At 39.5% G+C, this 15,694-nt stretch carries 15 protein-coding genes; 12 read left to right on the top strand and 3 right to left on the bottom strand.

The genetic code is table 11. The features are described 5' to 3' along the window. Positions 1–66 precede the first annotated feature (66 nt). Entirely contained in the window at positions 67–1,737 is a 1,671-nt protein-coding gene (locus SCSH_RS05075; RefSeq protein WP_057490847.1) for a formate--tetrahydrofolate ligase, read from the top strand. Positions 1,738–1,941: 204 nt separating this feature from the next. Continuing rightward, entirely contained in the window at positions 1,942–2,790 is an 849-nt protein-coding gene (locus SCSH_RS05070) for an alpha/beta hydrolase (RefSeq protein WP_152972517.1), read from the top strand. Between the two features lie 256 nt (positions 2,791–3,046). Here SCSH_RS05070 and guaA read toward each other — a convergent pair whose 3' ends face one another. After that, positions 3,047–4,600, bottom strand: coding sequence for a glutamine-hydrolyzing GMP synthase (guaA, locus tag SCSH_RS05065; protein WP_057490808.1), 1,554 nt, complete (start codon positions 4,598–4,600; stop codon positions 3,047–3,049). Between the two features lie 200 nt (positions 4,601–4,800). Between guaA and SCSH_RS05060 the strand changes: the two genes are divergently transcribed. The 10 genes from SCSH_RS05060 (at position 4,801) to radC (ending at position 14,278) form a co-directional block, all read left to right on the top strand. Beyond that, positions 4,801–5,499, top strand: coding sequence for a GntR family transcriptional regulator (locus SCSH_RS05060; RefSeq protein WP_057490807.1), 699 nt, complete (start codon positions 4,801–4,803; stop codon positions 5,497–5,499). A gap of 10 nt (positions 5,500–5,509) precedes the next feature. After that, complete coding sequence (locus SCSH_RS05055; RefSeq protein WP_057490806.1) at positions 5,510–6,142, top strand: GntR family transcriptional regulator; 633 nt, start codon at positions 5,510–5,512, stop codon at positions 6,140–6,142. A gap of 267 nt (positions 6,143–6,409) precedes the next feature. Further along, complete coding sequence (locus tag SCSH_RS05050) at positions 6,410–7,618, top strand: quaternary amine ABC transporter ATP-binding protein (RefSeq protein WP_057490805.1); 1,209 nt, start codon at positions 6,410–6,412, stop codon at positions 7,616–7,618. 2 nt (positions 7,619–7,620) lie between these two features. Beyond that, positions 7,621–9,357, top strand: a complete 1,737-nt coding sequence (locus SCSH_RS05045) for an ABC transporter permease/substrate binding protein (RefSeq protein ID WP_057490804.1) — start codon at positions 7,621–7,623, stop codon at positions 9,355–9,357. A 262-nt stretch (positions 9,358–9,619) separates the two neighbouring features. Further along, positions 9,620–9,856 (top strand): hypothetical protein, encoded by a 237-nt coding sequence (locus SCSH_RS05040; RefSeq protein ID WP_057490803.1) that lies wholly within the window; start codon positions 9,620–9,622, stop codon positions 9,854–9,856. 132 nt (positions 9,857–9,988) lie between these two features. After that, positions 9,989–10,321 (top strand): putative DNA-binding protein, encoded by a 333-nt coding sequence (locus SCSH_RS05035; RefSeq protein ID WP_057490846.1) that lies wholly within the window; start codon positions 9,989–9,991, stop codon positions 10,319–10,321. 27 nt (positions 10,322–10,348) lie between these two features. After that, positions 10,349–11,899 carry a signal recognition particle protein gene (gene ffh, locus SCSH_RS05030; RefSeq protein WP_057490802.1) on the top strand — a complete coding sequence of 517 codons (1,551 nt, stop codon included), beginning with the start codon at positions 10,349–10,351 and terminating at the stop codon, positions 11,897–11,899. A 155-nt stretch (positions 11,900–12,054) separates the two neighbouring features. Next, positions 12,055–12,735, top strand: a complete 681-nt coding sequence (locus tag SCSH_RS05025) for a SatD family protein (RefSeq protein ID WP_057490801.1) — start codon at positions 12,055–12,057, stop codon at positions 12,733–12,735. Next, the gene (locus SCSH_RS05020) at positions 12,728–13,459 is read left to right on the top strand and encodes a DUF3307 domain-containing protein (RefSeq protein WP_057490800.1); all 732 of its coding nucleotides are present in this window, start codon (positions 12,728–12,730) and stop codon (positions 13,457–13,459) included. Before SCSH_RS05025 ends, SCSH_RS05020 begins: the two co-directional genes overlap by 8 nt. Positions 13,460–13,597: 138 nt before the next feature. Further along, positions 13,598–14,278 carry a RadC family protein gene (gene radC / locus SCSH_RS05015; protein ID WP_057490799.1) on the top strand — a complete coding sequence of 227 codons (681 nt, stop codon included), beginning with the start codon at positions 13,598–13,600 and terminating at the stop codon, positions 14,276–14,278. Here the strand turns inward: radC and SCSH_RS05010 are convergent. Both SCSH_RS05010 and SCSH_RS05005 read right to left on the bottom strand, forming a co-directional pair. Further along, the gene (locus tag SCSH_RS05010; protein ID WP_057490798.1) at positions 14,275–14,976 is read right to left on the bottom strand and encodes a gamma-glutamyl-gamma-aminobutyrate hydrolase family protein; all 702 of its coding nucleotides are present in this window, start codon (positions 14,974–14,976) and stop codon (positions 14,275–14,277) included. The two genes, radC and SCSH_RS05010, sit on opposite strands and share 4 nt — an antisense overlap. A 9-nt stretch (positions 14,977–14,985) precedes the next feature. Continuing rightward, complete coding sequence (locus SCSH_RS05005; RefSeq protein WP_057490797.1) at positions 14,986–15,648, bottom strand: redox-sensing transcriptional repressor Rex; 663 nt, start codon at positions 15,646–15,648, stop codon at positions 14,986–14,988. Between the last annotated feature and the right edge of the window lie 46 nt (positions 15,649–15,694).

Raw genomic sequence — 15,694 nt, 5'->3', positions numbered from 1 at the left:
TTTAAATAAAGTGCGCTTTTTATTGTTATTTGATATAATAAAGAAAAAATATGGATGGGAGCCGCCATGAAAACGGATATTGAAATCGCACAAAGTATTGAGCTGCAGCCAATTGCAGATGTTGTCAAAAATCTGGGAATTGATTTTGATGACCTTGAACTTTATGGTAAATATAAGGCCAAACTGACCTTTGATAAAATTAAAGCAGTTGAAAAAAATGAACCCGGGAAACTGATTCTGGTAACTGCTATCAATCCAACGCCGGCTGGTGAAGGTAAGTCAACTGTAACTATTGGACTTGCGGATGCTCTCAACAAAATAGGCAAAAAAGCCATGATTGCTATTCGCGAACCTTCTTTAGGACCTGTTATGGGAATCAAAGGCGGTGCAGCTGGCGGCGGTTATGCTCAGGTATTGCCCATGGAAGATATTAACCTGCATTTTACAGGCGATATGCATGCCATCACCACTGCCAACAATGCTCTAGCAGCGCTTATTGACAACCATCTGCACCAAGGCAATGAATTGGGAATAGATCAGCGCCGCATCATCTGGAAACGTGTAGTGGATTTAAATGACCGTGCCCTTCGTCATGTTACAGTTGGTTTGGGCAGTCCTATAAACGGGATTCCGCGTGAAGACGGTTTTGATATCACTGTAGCTTCTGAAATCATGGCCATCCTTTGTTTGGCAACAGATATTGAGGACTTAAAAGAACGTTTGGCAAATATTGTTATTGGCTACCGTTTTGATCGCAGCCCAGTTTATGTTCGTGATTTAGAAGTTCAAGGAGCACTTGCTCTTATTCTAAAAGAAGCTATCAAACCGAACTTGGTACAAACAATTTACGGCACACCAGCCTTTGTTCACGGCGGACCATTTGCTAACATCGCCCACGGCTGTAATTCTGTTCTTGCAACTTCAACAGCCCTTCGTTTAGCAGATTATACCATAACAGAAGCTGGTTTTGGGGCTGACCTTGGAGCTGAGAAGTTTCTTGATATCAAAACACCAAACCTGCCAACAAGCCCTGATGCTGTTGTTATCGTCGCAACTATTCGTGCGCTTAAAATGAACGGCGGTGTGGCTAAGGATTCCCTCAGCCAAGAAAATACAGAAGCTGTCAAAGTAGGCTTTGCTAATCTAGCACGTCACGTTGAGAATATGCGTAAATACGGCGTGCCAGTAGTAGTAGCCATCAATGAATTTGTCACAGATACGGCAGAAGAAATTGCTGCTTTACGAGAATTGTGCGCTGAAATTAATGTTCCTGTCGAGCTGGCAAGTGTTTGGGCTGACGGAGCTGATGGCGGAATAGACTTAGCAAATACACTCGTCAATACCATTGCCGACAATCCAGCGCATTATGAGCGGCTCTATGACAATGAGCTTTCAGTTGAAGAAAAAATTGCTAAGATTGCTAAAGAAATCTACCGTGCTGATAAGGTTGTTTTCGAAAAGAAGGCCAAGACACAAATTGGTCAGATTGTTAAAAATGGCTGGGATAAATTGCCAATTTGTATGGCCAAAACCCAGTACAGTTTTTCAGATGATCCAAAATTACTGGGAGCACCGACAGGTTTTGATATCACCATCCGTGAATTGGTTCCTAAATTAGGTGCAGGATTTATCGTTGCTTTAACAGGTGATGTCATGACCATGCCTGGTCTGCCTAAAAAGCCAGCAGCTCTTAATATGGATGTTGCAGAAGACGGAACAGCCCTTGGCTTGTTTTAGAAAAATACTTTTACAAATTAAAAACGGCGAAAATCATGATTCCTTGAAATCAATTTTTGCCGTTTTTATATACCTATTTGTAGATATTTAATATTTTAAAGTGTTTCTTTTTTTGATTTTAAATAATTTGACATATAGTTTTCTCCTATTTTTCTAAAAAGTATGATAAAATGAATTTTCAGATTTTAATTAAAGAAAGCAACTATAATGAAAAAGAAGTATCTACTTATCGGATTATTAACAGCTCTTACAATCATTTTGGGATTATTTTGTTATCAAAGCTGGGCTCATGATTTAAACAAAACTGACTATGTTCAATCCAAAACACCAACAATTTTCTTCCATGGCTATGGCAGCAGCGCTAATGCAGAGACACATATGGTTAATGCCGCCAAAAGTGCTGGTGTGACTAAAACAATTATTCTGGCAGATGTTGATCAAAAGGGACAGGTAACTCTAATAGGTACAATTCCTAAAAATGCCGTAAATCCTATTGTAAAAGTGAACTTTGCTGACAATCGCAATACCAATTATGAAACTGATGCCCTATACGCTAAAGCTGTTGTGACCAAGCTACAGAAAACCTATCATTTCAAGAAAATGAACATGGTAGGTCACTCCATGGGAAATATGGCCATCAATTTTTACATGTTAGCCAATGCTGGGGATAAGAGTCTGCCTCAACTGCAAAAGCAGGTGGATCTTGCCGGACATTTTGATGGTATCAAAGGTTATGAGCTTCCTGAAGGATTAACCGTAGATAAGAAGACTGGCCGTCCCAATAAAATGACAGCTGCTTATAAACGTTTGCTGCAGTTGCGCCAATCTTATCCTGAAAATCAGGTAGATGTTTTAAATCTGTACGGGGACATAGGAGATGGTTCTGATGGGGTTGTGACCAATGATTCCTCACGAACCTTAAAATACCTTATTGGTAAAAAAGCCAAATCTTATCAAGAACACCGTTTCACAGGAAAGTTAGCTAGTCACAGTAAACTGCATGAAAATCCTCAAGTCGATAAAGTCCTGATTAACTTTTTATGGGGAAAATAAAAAGACTGTTGGAGTTTATTGCCAATCAGTCATAGAGCTGGTCTCCAATGTGAAGTCAGCAAAACCATGGCTAATAATATAGGGTGAGTGTGACTTAATTTTGCTTACGCCATTGATATTCAAAATTGGGCTTGGTCATCTTACCTAAGCTCGCTAATCCAGCTCGTATCAAAAACTTTTTATCTCAGATTAACGATTTACAAACAAGAAAAATGCAGTAAAATCAACGTTTTACTGCATTTTTAAGTGTGGTTTTTTATTCCCATTCAACAGTTGCTGGTGGTTTACTGGTAATATCGTAGACAATGCGGTTGACGTGGTCGACTTCATTGACAATGCGAACAGAGATTTTTTGAAGAACATCCCAAGGAATGCGAGCGAAGTCTGCTGTCATGCCATCAATAGAAGTAATGGCGCGAATAGCAATAGTGTAATCATAAGTCCGGCCATCACCCATGACACCAACCGACCGAACACCGGTATTAACAGTAAAGTACTGCCAAATATCCCGATTTAGGCCTGCCGCAGCGATTTCTTCACGCAAAATAGCATCAGATTCACGAACTGTTTCCAGTTTTTCTGGAGTGATTTTCCCCATTATACGGATGGCAAGTCCAGGACCTGGGAAAGGCTGACGCCATACAATTTCATCCGGCATGCCAAGCGCAGTGCCCAGCGCCCGGACTTCATCTTTGAAAAGTGTATTGAGGGGTTCAATCAATTCAAACTGCATGTCTTCTGGAAGCCCTCCGACATTGTGGTGTGATTTAATCGTCTCAGCTGTTTCTGTACCTGATTCAATAACATCAGTATAAAGTGTTCCTTGCGCTAAGAAATCAACACCTTTTAATTTACTGGCTTCATCATCAAAAACATAAACAAACTCATTGCCGATGATCTTGCGTTTTTTCTCTGGATCTTCGATACCCGCTAAAAGATCCAAGAAACGTTTTGAAGCATCAACACGAATAATATTAAGTCCAAATTTACCGCCGAGCATTTTCATAACCTGATCGCCTTCGCCTTTGCGAAGAAGGCCATGATCGACAAAAATACAGGTTAGCTGATCACCAATTGCGCGCTGCAGAAGAACACCGACAACAGATGAGTCAACCCCGCCTGAAAGACCTAAAAGAACCTTGCGGCTGCCGACTTGTTCACGGATTTTTGCAATTTCCATGTCAATGAAATTATCCATGGACCAATCTCCTCTGCCGCCGCAAATATTAAGGGCGAAATTACGTAAAATATCATTACCGTAAACGGAATGGCGAACTTCGGGATGAAACTGAATGCCGAAGATTTTTTTATCTGTATTTTCAATAGCAGCATAAGGACAATCGGTAGATTCGCCGACAAGACAGAATCCTTGAGGAATTTCAGTGACAGCATCCCCATGGCTCATTAAGACGGTCTGATCTTTGGGAGTGTTTTTAAAAAGCTCTGAATCAGCCGCTAAATGCAAGACTGACTGACCATACTCACTATTACCGGTTTCTCCAGCTGGGACAACCTTGCCGCCCAGCCGATCGGTCAGCAGCTGCATTCCATAACAGATACCAAGAATTGGAATACCAAGTTCAAAAATCTCTTCATCGATTCCAAAGGCATTGTCAGCATAAACAGAATTCGGTCCTCCCGAAAGAATGATGCCGATAGGATTGATGGCTCGAACTTCATCAGCTGTAATTTTATGGTTTCTCAATTCAGAAAAAACACCGAATTCACGAATGCGGCGGGCAATAAGTTGGTTGTACTGACTGCCGTAGTCAAGCACGATGATTTTTTGAATGTCTTTAATGTCAGTCATTGTCTCCCTTTCTTTTCACATTTCACTAGGCTAGCTAGCAAAAGACATAATCATCTTATTTTAGCATAATTTGCAGTATTTGACAGCAGATTTTCAGAAAAAACCTTGATAAAACAGCACAGAAGGCTCTAAGGACCTTTGCAAAAGAATTTTAAATTTGGTACCATTAGTATAAAATCGTTTTAGCAGCAAGGAGAGACATGTTACCAGCTTATATTCGAATTCACGATCAAATCAAGAAAGAAATTGATGAAGGACTGTGGAAAATAGGCGCCCGTCTGCCCAGTGAGCGCGATCTGGCAGATCGATTTGAGGTCAGTCGCATGACACTCAGACAAGCTGTAACCCTGCTTGTAGAAGAGGGCATTTTGGAGCGCCGTGTGGGAAGCGGCACCTATGTTGCCAGCAGTCGAGTCCAGGAAAAGATGCGGGGGACAACTAGTTTTACCGAGATTGTCAAGTCGCAAGGAAAGACACCTTCAACTAAAGTGGTTTCTTATAAACGGGTACATCCGAGTGAGCAGGAAATTAAATTTTTAAATATTAAACCGAATGCTCATGTTATTCGAATGGAACGTGTACGGTATGCCGATGATATTCCCGTTGTCTTTGAGGTGGCCGCTATTCCCGAAAGAATTATTAAAAATTTTAAAAAGGAAGAAATTACCGAACATTTCTTTCAGACCTTAACCGATAACGGCTTTGTCATTGGTAAAAGCCAGCAAACCATTTCAGCTAGCAATGCCAGCGAAATAACAGCTGACTATTTAGATATTGCACGTGGTCATGCTGTCTTAAATCTGACTCAAATTTCTTTTTTCGAAGATGGCACCCCTTTTGAATATGTTCGCAGCCAATATGTTGGCGATCGATTTGAATTTTATTTAGAAAATAAGTAGAGTAAATGCAATGGCAGTAAAAGAAAGAATGATCAGCAATCCTCGTTACCAAAAGGTAGCCATCGGAATTGCTCAGCGGATTGTTGATGGAAAATTTCCTCTGGGACAAAAATTAAAATCCCGTTCAACCCTTTCCAGTTACTTTAATGTTTCTCCCGAAACAGCTCGAAAGGCAATTAATGTATTGGCAGATTTAGATATTGTTTCAGTCAAGCAAGGCAGCGGGGTTACAGTCGTTTCAAGAGATAAGGCAATTGAGTTTTTGGAGCAGTTTGAAGCTACTTCGGGCTTACAAGAGATTAAACAGGATATTCAGACTAGCCTTACTAAGCAAAAAGAAGAACTGGAAGAAATGAGCAAGATGGTTGACGTTCTCTTATCGCAGGCTAGCTTGATTCGTAAAAAATTCCCATTCGAACCCTTCGAATTAGTCCTTGACAGTGAGAGTGCCAATTTGAACAAAAGCTTGGCAGATTTAAATTTGTGGCATCAGACAGGAGCAACAGTAGTAGCTTTAAAAAGCCAGGGGGAGCTGCTTTTATCGCCAGGTCCTTATGCCACTGTCAGAAAAGGCGATACTCTTTATTTTGTCGGTGATGATCGTTCCTTTTCTCGTATGAAAAATCTTTTTGACATTTTTTGACATCATAATTTAATAATTATGAAGAGCAGATTAAAAATTATCATTTGCTAGAAATCGACTTTATAGACGTATCAAAGAGAAGCTTATCCCTTGCTAAGCAAGGGATAAGGGCTTTCGAATAACTATTGCCTCAAATGGTCATATTTAAAATAATTGAAAAGAGGAGAGACTTTTGTCTCAGCCTTTTCTTTTTGACATACTGACCATATAACTATATAATAGTGTGGTCAGTTGATTTTTGAATTAGATTAGAAATGAGGGATAAACTTGAACAAACTTGAAGTCAAGCATCTCACCAAAATTTTTGGTAAAAAGCAAAAAGCAGCGCTTGAGATGATCAAAAAACAAAAAAGTAAGACAGAAATTTTAGAACAAACAGGCGCAACAGTCGGTGTCTATGATGTCAGTTTCGATGTCAAAGAGGGCGAAGTTTTTGTCATCATGGGACTTTCTGGTTCAGGTAAGTCAACCTTAATCCGTCTTTTAAATCGTTTAATTGAACCTTCTTCAGGAGATATTTATATTAACGGCAGTGATATTTCAAAGATGAACAGCGAAGAGCTCCGTGAAGTCAGACGCCATGCCTTGAATATGGTTTTCCAAAATTTCGGACTCTTTCCTCATAAAACGATTTTGGAAAATACAGAATTTGGTTTGGAACTAAGAGGTGTTCCAAAAGAAGAGCGGGTCGAATTAGCTGAGCGGGCTCTTGACAACTCTAATCTATTGGCTTTCAAAGACCAATACCCTAGCCAGCTTTCTGGCGGGATGCAGCAGCGGGTTGGTTTGGCACGTGCTCTGGCTAATGATCCTGAAATTCTTTTAATGGATGAAGCTTTTTCAGCTTTGGATCCTCTAATCCGCAAGGAAATGCAGGATGAACTCTTGGATTTACAGGAAAAAGTTCACAAAACAATCATCTTTATCACTCACGATTTGAATGAGGCACTGAGAATCGGAGATCGTATTGCTTTGATGAAAGATGGCCAGATTATGCAGATTGGCACCGGTGAAGAAATTCTGACTAAGCCAGCCAATGATTTTGTCCGTGAATTTGTTGAAGATGTTGACCGTTCCAAAGTTTTAACGGCTCAAAACATTATGATTAAGCCGCTAACAACAATAATCGGTGTTGATGGTCCTCAGGTTGCCCTGACAAAGATGCACAACGAAGAAGTCAGCATGTTAATGGCTACTGATCGGCGTCGACAGCTGGTGGGCTCGGTATCTGCAGAAGCGGCTATTAACGCAAGACGCAAGGGACTTTCATTGTCTGAGGTTGTTGACCATGATGTTCGAACGGTTTCTAAAGATACAGTCATTACAGATATTATGCCTTTAATTTATGATTCTGCCGCACCGATTGCTGTCACAGATGACACTAATCGACTCTTAGGTGTTATTATTAAGGGGCGTGTTATTGAAGCTCTGGCTAATACGAAAGATGATGCGGATACAGAAGGAGGGGAAGAATAGTTTTGAATATACTTTTAGTAGGAAAATTACCTGTTGCTGAATGGATTGAAGCCTTCACCAATTGGCTAACCCATACTTTTTCAGGCTTATTTAATTTTATTCAGTCTGTTGGAAACTTTATCATGGACGGGATTACAAATACACTTTCCTTTGTCAATCCCTTACTTTTGATTGCTCTGATAACTGTAGCAGCCTTTTTCCTCGCTGGAAAAAAATGGACCTTGCCGTCATTTACGCTGATTGGTTTGCTCTTTATTTATAATCAGGGATTGTGGGAAGACTTAATTAATACCTTTACTTTGGTCTTGGTATCTAGTTTTGTTTCCATAATCATTGGGATTCCTTTAGGGATTTGGATGGCCAAAAGCAATACTGTAAAGCAGATTATCAATCCTATTTTGGATTTCATGCAAACCATGCCAGCCTTTGTTTACTTGATACCTGCCGTAGCCTTCTTTGGCATTGGTATTGTTCCAGGTGTGTTTGCGTCGGTTATCTTTGCTCTACCGCCTACTGTTCGATTCACAAACCTGGCCATTCGTGAAATTCCAACAGAATTGATCGAAGCAGCGGATGCTTTTGGTAGTACTTCAAGACAAAAGCTGCTTAAAGTAGAGCTACCCTTAGCGAAAAATACAATTATGGCTGGTGTCAACCAAACGATTATGCTGGCACTTTCAATGGTTGTAACAGGTTCAATGATCGGAGCACCTGGACTTGGACGTGGTGTCTTGTCAGCTCTTCAGCATGCCGACATCGGATCAGGATTTGTCAATGGTTTAGCCCTAGTTATTCTGGCAATCATTATCGACCGCTTCAGTCAGACAGCCAATAATACAACTAAATCGCCTAATGCTAAGAAAAATGCGTCAAAGACAAATACCTTTATTGCTTTGGCAGCTCTGATTTTATTTATATTTGCAAGTTTGGCTCGTTTAATTTTCCAAGGACAGTCTTCTGGTGCAGGTCAAACGGTTAAGTTGACCTATGTTGAATGGGATTCCGAAGTGGCTTCAACCAATGTTTTGGCACAGGTTCTCAAAGAGCAAGGTTATAAGGTAGAAATGACACCGCTTGATAATGCTGTCATGTGGCAATCCATTGCCAAAGGTGAAACTGACGCCACAGTCAGTGCGTGGCTTCCTAATACACATGCAGACCAATATAAGAAATATAAACAAGATGTTGTTGATTTGGGGTCAAACCTTAAAGGTGTTAAATTAGGACTCGCTGTACCAACTTATATGAAAGATGTCAATAGCATTGAAGATTTAAACAATCAAGCTGATAAGAAAATTACAGGAATCGAACCTGGTGCAGGTATTATGAAAGCTGCTAATAAAGCTAAGAAAGCATACAGCAGCCTATCTGATTGGGAATTGGTCTCTTCTTCAACAGGAGCTATGACAACCAGCTTAGATCAAGCATACAAAAACAAGAAAGAAATTGTTGTGACGGCTTGGTCTCCGCATTGGATGTTTGCTAAGTATAAATTAAAATACTTAAAGGATCCTAAGAAATCTTTTGGAAGCACTGAAAGTATTCATTCCATTGTTCGCAAAGGGCTGAAAAAAGATATGCCTAAAGTTAATAAGATTATCAATCGTTTTAACTGGACACAAGACGATATGGAGGCTGTTATGCTAGATATCAATGATGGAATGTCACCTGAAAAAGCAGCTAAAAAATGGGTGAAAAATCATCCTAAAAAAGTTGCTTCTTGGACAGCCAACAAATAAACTTAAAAAGAAAAAATGGGAACAAAAGCAACTATGCCAATCCCTAAACTCTAAACTCAAAAGATTAGTTTTGCACTGCGCAGAACTAATTTTTTTGCTTTTATTGATGGCGTTTGCTCCTGTGAGAAATCGAAGCATTTCTAAGAAACTATTGGCTTATTTTGCCTTTACAACAGTTTTTTCAGAAGGTTAAACAAGAGATTTTACAGTTTATCCAAAAAGGAGTATAGTATCTATTAGAATAAGGAGGATGATAAGTAGTATGACAACTGCTAATGAAAAAATTATTGCCCTGGTCAAACCTGAATACATGGAGCGTATTCCTCGTCTGGTGCGTGGACATGCAACCAAGGCAACCTGCAAATTGATTGCGCGGGAATTTCCGGAAGCCTATGCTGAGGCGGAAAAAGAAGGCGACTTAACTCCAGAAGCTAAAGAGACCTTAACTCTAATTGTCAACGATATTTTCAAAGAGCGTATGGCAAAACACAATCTTTAAGCATAACCTAAAAACCCTTAACTGGCAAGGCTAGCTAAGGGTTTTTAAGTTCTATAATAGATAAATCTAAAAGGGAGAAATTCTTTTCTTCATCAGATGATTTTAAGGCTCAAATATGATAAAATAAAGCTTATGGAAATTGAAAAAACCAATCGTATGAATGCCCTTTTTGAGTTTTATGCAGCGCTGCTGACCGATAAGCAGATGAACTACATTGAGCTCTATTACGCTGACGATTACAGCTTGGCTGAAATCGCTGAGGAATTTAAGGTCAGCCGTCAGGCAGTCTACGATAATATCAAACGAACGGAAAAAATCTTAGAAGATTATGAAATGAAACTGCATATGTATTCTGATTATATTGTTCGCAGTGAAATCTTTGACGATCTGCTAGACAAGTACCCTGAAGATGCTTATCTGCAGGAAAAGATTTCTGTTCTCATCAGTATTGACAATCGAGATTAATATTTCCAACAATAAGGAGAAAATGAAATGGCTTTTGAAAGTTTAACCGAACGCCTGCAGGGTGTTTTTAAAAATTTACGCGGCAAGAGAAAACTCTCAGAAAAAGATGTTCAGGAAGTGACCAAGGAAATCCGTCTGGCTCTTCTTGAAGCAGACGTAGCTCTTCCGGTTGTAAAAGACTTCATCAAGCGTGTGCGTGAGCGTGCTATCGGGCATGAAGTTATTGATACTCTTGATCCATCACAGCAAATTATTAAAATCGTTGATGAAGAACTGACAGCGATTCTAGGATCTGAAACATCTGAACTGGAAAAGTCTCCTAAGATTCCGACAATCATTATGATGGCCGGACTCCAAGGGGCAGGTAAGACAACCTTTGCCGGAAAGTTGGCTAATAAACTGGTCAAGGAAGAAGATGCCCGACCGCTGATGATTGCTGCCGATATTTACCGGCCAGCTGCCATTGACCAGTTGAAAACTCTCGGTCAGCAAATCAATGTTCCTGTGTTTGAAATGGGGACAGAGCACACAGCCGTTGAGATTGTAAGAGCAGGTTTGGCTCAGGCCAAAGAAAATCGGAATGACTATGTCTTAATCGATACAGCCGGACGTCTGCAGATTGACGAAAAACTCATGGCTGAGCTGAGAGATGTCAAAGCGCTGGCTCAGCCCAATGAAATTCTCTTGGTCGTTGACAGCATGATCGGTCAGGAAGCTGCCAATGTAGCTCGGGAATTCAACAATCAGCTGGAAATAACCGGCCTTGTCCTGACTAAGATTGATGGTGATACACGCGGTGGTGCGGCTCTTTCTATCCGTCAAATTACTGGCAAACCCATTAAATTTACAGGTACCGGTGAAAAGATTACTGACATTGAGACCTTCCACCCAGATCGGATGTCCTCGCGTATTCTGGGCATGGGTGACCTTTTGACCTTGATTGAAAAAGCCAGTCGAGATTATGATGAGCAAAAATCAGCAGAACTTGCTGAAAAAATGCGTGAAAACACCTTTGATTTCAATGATTTCATTGATCAATTGGATCAAGTACAAAATATGGGTCCCATGGAAGATCTTCTCAAAATGATTCCGGGAATGGCCAATAATCCGGCACTTGCTAATGTTAAGGTTGATGAGCGCGATATTGCTAGAAAACGCGCTATTGTATCGTCAATGACACCTGCTGAACGTGAAAATCCAGACCTTTTAACGCCGAGCCGCCGTCGCCGGATTGCTGCAGGTTCTGGCAATACTTTTGTTAATGTCAATAAATTCATCAAGGACTTCAATCAGGCTAAAAAAATGATGCAGGGCGTCTTGTCTGGTGATATGGACAAAATGATGAAACAAATGGGACTTAATCCTAATAATATGCCTAAAAATATGGATACATCAGCTTTCGAAGGAATGATGGGACAAGGCGGAATGCCTGATATGTCAGCTCTTGGTGGCAATATGGATATGAGTCAAATGTTTGGCGGCGGCTTCAAAGGTAAGGTCGGAGAATTTGCCATGAAGCAATCTATGAAAAAAATGGCTAAGAAGATGAAGAAGGCAAAGAAAAAAAGAAGAAAGTAAGCTTTTCAAATAGTTTTTATGAAATGTGGTCAAGCAGATTTATCCAAGCTTCATTTCTGGCTATAATTTCCGTTTTAAAGGATATTTTCTGAAATTTCCGTCACAATGGACATTTTCTGAAATTTCCGTTATAATGGAAATTGTAAGGAGTGCTTATGATCTATATAGCGATTATCGGAGATATTATTTCTTCAAGAGAGATAAAAGACAGGCATGAAAGTCAAAAACAGCTTCAGAAACTCTTAAATCAAATCAATTCTCAATACAAAACTGTGCTCAAGTCTCCTTTTACCATAACAACTGGGGACGAATTTCAAGCCCTGCTCTTTCCTGATTCGCGTGTCTTTCAAATTATTGATGATATCGCAATAGGATTCCAGCCTTATCAAATTAGGTTTGGAATTGGAGCAGGCGGTATGCTGACGGCAGTCAATCCTAAGCAGAGTATTGGATCAGACGGACCGGCTTATTGGCATGCCAGAGCCGCTATTGATTATATCCATGATAATGACGATTATGGCAGCAGCCATTTGGCAGTAATGCTAGATGATAAAGAAGCAGCCCAGCAAATTAATGCTGTCTTAGCTGCCTGTGAGTTTATTAAATCGAAATGGACAGCTACTCAGACTGAGCTGCTTAGCGGCCTTTTAGGAAAAGGAATCTATGAGGAGAAATTTTCTCATAAAGAAATGGCTCAGGCGCTCCATTTAAGCCCAAGCAGTTTTAATAAACGTCTTAAATCCAGCGGTCTGAAAATTTACTTAAGAAATAAAAAAGCTGCTACGAATATTTTGTTGAATGCTATCGAAACCAAAGGAGAAGTGACAGATGGTTAATCTAAATCTTGTATCACACTTCCTATCACATAATCCTCTATTAACATTGCTTTTAATTGCTCATTTTTTAGCTGATTTTCAATGGCAAAGCCAAAAGATGGCAGATTTAAAATCTCATAATTGGTTTTATTTATCTGAGCACCTTTGTATTGTCGCTTTGCCTTTGATTTTTATCAGTGTGTTTATTCCTGAAGCTTTTGTTATGGCTTTGTTGATTTTTATCAGTCATGCAGTGATTGATAGTGCTAAGCTCTTGCTTTATCCTTTTTATAAAAACCGTCAGTTAGATAAAATGATTTTTCTTCTTGATCAAGCTTTGCACCTTTTTATGATAGCAATGATTTACCTGCTGAGTAAACACATTGCTATAGACTGGTTAAAAGAAGCACAGTACAGTCTTAAACTGATTTTATTTTTGCTCCTTATTACAAAGCCAGTCAATATCATTTTTAAGCTCTTTTTCAACAAATATCAAGTGAAAAATACTGATGACGACGAAACCATCACAGGTGCAGGAGCAACGATTGGCTTACTGGAGCGCTTGATTATGGGAATATTCTTATTATTTGGTCAATTTGCTTCTATTGGTTTGGTCTTTACTGCCAAGTCAATTGCTCGTTATGATAAGATTTCAAAAAACCAAGCTTTTGCAGAATACTATCTAATCGGCTCACTGTTTAGTATCATCAGCGTTTTGCTTGTTTATGCAGTCTGCTTAATATAATAAAAAAGATTTCTATTTTGGTAAACTAGCTCCAAAAATCTAAGTTTTTGGAGTATCAGTCATAATCAATGGAAATCTTTTTTATTATAGGCAAAAAGTGATCCAATTAAATACGAATAATAGTAATGGAGGTAGAATATGTATAGTATTGAATTTACAAAAGAAGCATTGCTGCCGCGGGAACGCCTGCTCACTTACGGTCCTGAAAGCCTCAGCAATCAGGAACTGTTAGCTATTATCCTGAGGACTGGTACTAGGAAAGAACATGTTTTGAACTTATCCAATAATATTTTAGAGCGTTTAGACAGTATAGCTGACTTTCGGACCTTATCGTTAGAAGAACTGCAGACAATTGCAGGAATTAGTCAGATAAAATCTATAGAAATGAAGGCTATTCTAGAATTTTCAAAGAGAGTCAACCAAGCAGAATACAGTTTTAAAGAACGCATCCTAAGCAGCGAACGTTTGGCTAAAGTAATGATGGCTGAATTGGGAGATAAAAGGCAGGAACATTTGGTTGCTATCTATCTTGATACACAGAACCGCATTATTAAAAAGAAAATTATTTTTATTGGCAGCGTCCGACGCTCTGTTGCTGAGCCCAGAGAGATTTTGCATTATGCCTGTAAAAGTATGGCAACTTCACTGATTGTCGTCCATAATCATCCTTCAGGTACGACCTATCCCAGTGAAAATGATCTACTTTTTACAGAAAAAATAAAACGATCCTGTGATGACTTAGGAATCGTTTTTTTGGATCATATTATAGTTGGGAAGAAAGAATATTACAGTTTTCGTGAAGAAACTGACCTTGTTTAGAGTTCTTTGACAACGTACTCAAAAAGTTTTTGGTCCTCTGTTCGTGATTCAAGCAAAAGTTCCGGATGCCATTGAACGCCTAAAAAAGTAATATCGGGATTAGTTGATACAACGGCTTCAACAGTATCATCAACAGGATCATAGGCAATAACTTCCAAGTTATCCGCCAGCCGCCTGATACTCTGATGATGAAAAGAGTTGATAGAAGTAGAAGTCCCGTAAATTTTTTCCAGAGCAGTTCCAGTCTTTACCAGCATGTTTTGGCTGAGGTAATCACTGGGTTCATCCTGCCAGTGATGTTCAATGTCTTGGTTAAGTGTCCCTCCCAAAGCAATATTCATCAGCTGTGTGCCCCTGCAAACAGAAAAAATCGGCTTTTTTTGCTTAATGGTTTCCTCAACGAGAGCAAATTCAAATAAGTCACGCGCTAAATAAAAATCGTCATCGCTAGTATTTTTTTCTTCTCCGTAAAAAACAGGATCAACATTTTGACCGCCTGTCAAAATAAGTTTGTCAATCATGGAAACATAAGATGCAGCGAAATCCGGTTCACTAACAGGAATAACCAGAGGTAGACCACCGGCATTTTGGACGCCCTTAACATAGCCAGATGGAGTGTAGGACCATAAAATATCTGGAAACTTCGCATGTGGTCTTTCGTTGCCTGAAATACCAATAATGGGTTTAGGTTTGGTCATATACTTTCTTTACTTTTGCCCCTTCTTAGAATTTTTTTCTTGATTCATAAAGTACAACAACGTCTGCAATTCACTAGTTAAATCAACATACTGAGCGACGACTCCTTTCGGAAGTGAAAGATGAACAGGTGAAAAACACAAAATCCCTTTAATACCGGCTTCAATCAAAACATCGGCAACTTCTTGAGCCTTATTGCTGGGAACAGTCAAAATAGCTGTTTTAACGTCTGTTCCAACCAACTTATCTTTTATAGTGGAAATGCCATAAATAGGAATACCATCTTCTGTCTGCTTGCCAACCTGTTCGTTGTCATCAGTATCAAAAGCCATGATAATTTTCATCTTATTGCGCTCATGAAAGCGGTAATGGAGAAGAGCACGGCCGATATTACCGACTCCGACAAGCAGTACATTGGTCGTAGAAGTGTCGTTGAGGATATCTGCAAAAAAATTCATTAACTTTTTAACATCATAACCAAAGCCGCGTCGGCCTAATTCACCAAAGTAAGAAAAATCGCGGCGTACTGTCGCTGAGTCAACACCAATAGCTTCAGCAATTTGTTTAGAACTTGCTTTTTCAATATTTTCAGAATTAAATCGTTTAAAAATACGGTAGTAAAGCGATAAGCGTTTAGCTGTCGCCTTAGGAATAGATTTATCAAAAGTAACCATACTTTGTCTCCTTTGCTATGTAATACTATTTTAAAAAAAGATTGTG

Source organism: Streptococcus orisasini (assembly GCF_001431045.1).
Classification (GTDB): domain Bacteria; phylum Bacillota; class Bacilli; order Lactobacillales; family Streptococcaceae; genus Streptococcus; species Streptococcus orisasini.
This window is presented reverse-complemented; position numbering and strand designations above follow the sequence as displayed.

Excerpts from the sequence above, each read along its gene's own strand:
- SCSH_RS05075 (WP_057490847.1), top strand. The coding sequence starts at position 67 with ATGAAAACGGATATTGAAATCGCACAAAGTATTGAGCTGCAGCCAATT.
- guaA (WP_057490808.1), bottom strand. The coding sequence starts at position 4,600 with ATGACTGACATTAAAGACATTCAAAAAATCATCGTGCTTGACTACGGC.
- SCSH_RS05060 (WP_057490807.1), top strand. The coding sequence starts at position 4,801 with ATGTTACCAGCTTATATTCGAATTCACGATCAAATCAAGAAAGAAATT.
- SCSH_RS05055 (WP_057490806.1), top strand. The coding sequence starts at position 5,510 with ATGGCAGTAAAAGAAAGAATGATCAGCAATCCTCGTTACCAAAAGGTA.
- SCSH_RS05040 (WP_057490803.1), top strand. The coding sequence starts at position 9,620 with ATGACAACTGCTAATGAAAAAATTATTGCCCTGGTCAAACCTGAATAC.
- SCSH_RS05035 (WP_057490846.1), top strand. The coding sequence starts at position 9,989 with ATGGAAATTGAAAAAACCAATCGTATGAATGCCCTTTTTGAGTTTTAT.
- ffh (WP_057490802.1), top strand. The coding sequence starts at position 10,349 with ATGGCTTTTGAAAGTTTAACCGAACGCCTGCAGGGTGTTTTTAAAAAT.
- SCSH_RS05025 (WP_057490801.1), top strand. The coding sequence starts at position 12,055 with ATGATCTATATAGCGATTATCGGAGATATTATTTCTTCAAGAGAGATA.
- SCSH_RS05020 (WP_057490800.1), top strand. The coding sequence starts at position 12,728 with ATGGTTAATCTAAATCTTGTATCACACTTCCTATCACATAATCCTCTA.
- radC (WP_057490799.1), top strand. The coding sequence starts at position 13,598 with ATGTATAGTATTGAATTTACAAAAGAAGCATTGCTGCCGCGGGAACGC.
- SCSH_RS05010 (WP_057490798.1), bottom strand. The coding sequence starts at position 14,976 with ATGACCAAACCTAAACCCATTATTGGTATTTCAGGCAACGAAAGACCA.
- SCSH_RS05005 (WP_057490797.1), bottom strand. The coding sequence starts at position 15,648 with ATGGTTACTTTTGATAAATCTATTCCTAAGGCGACAGCTAAACGCTTA.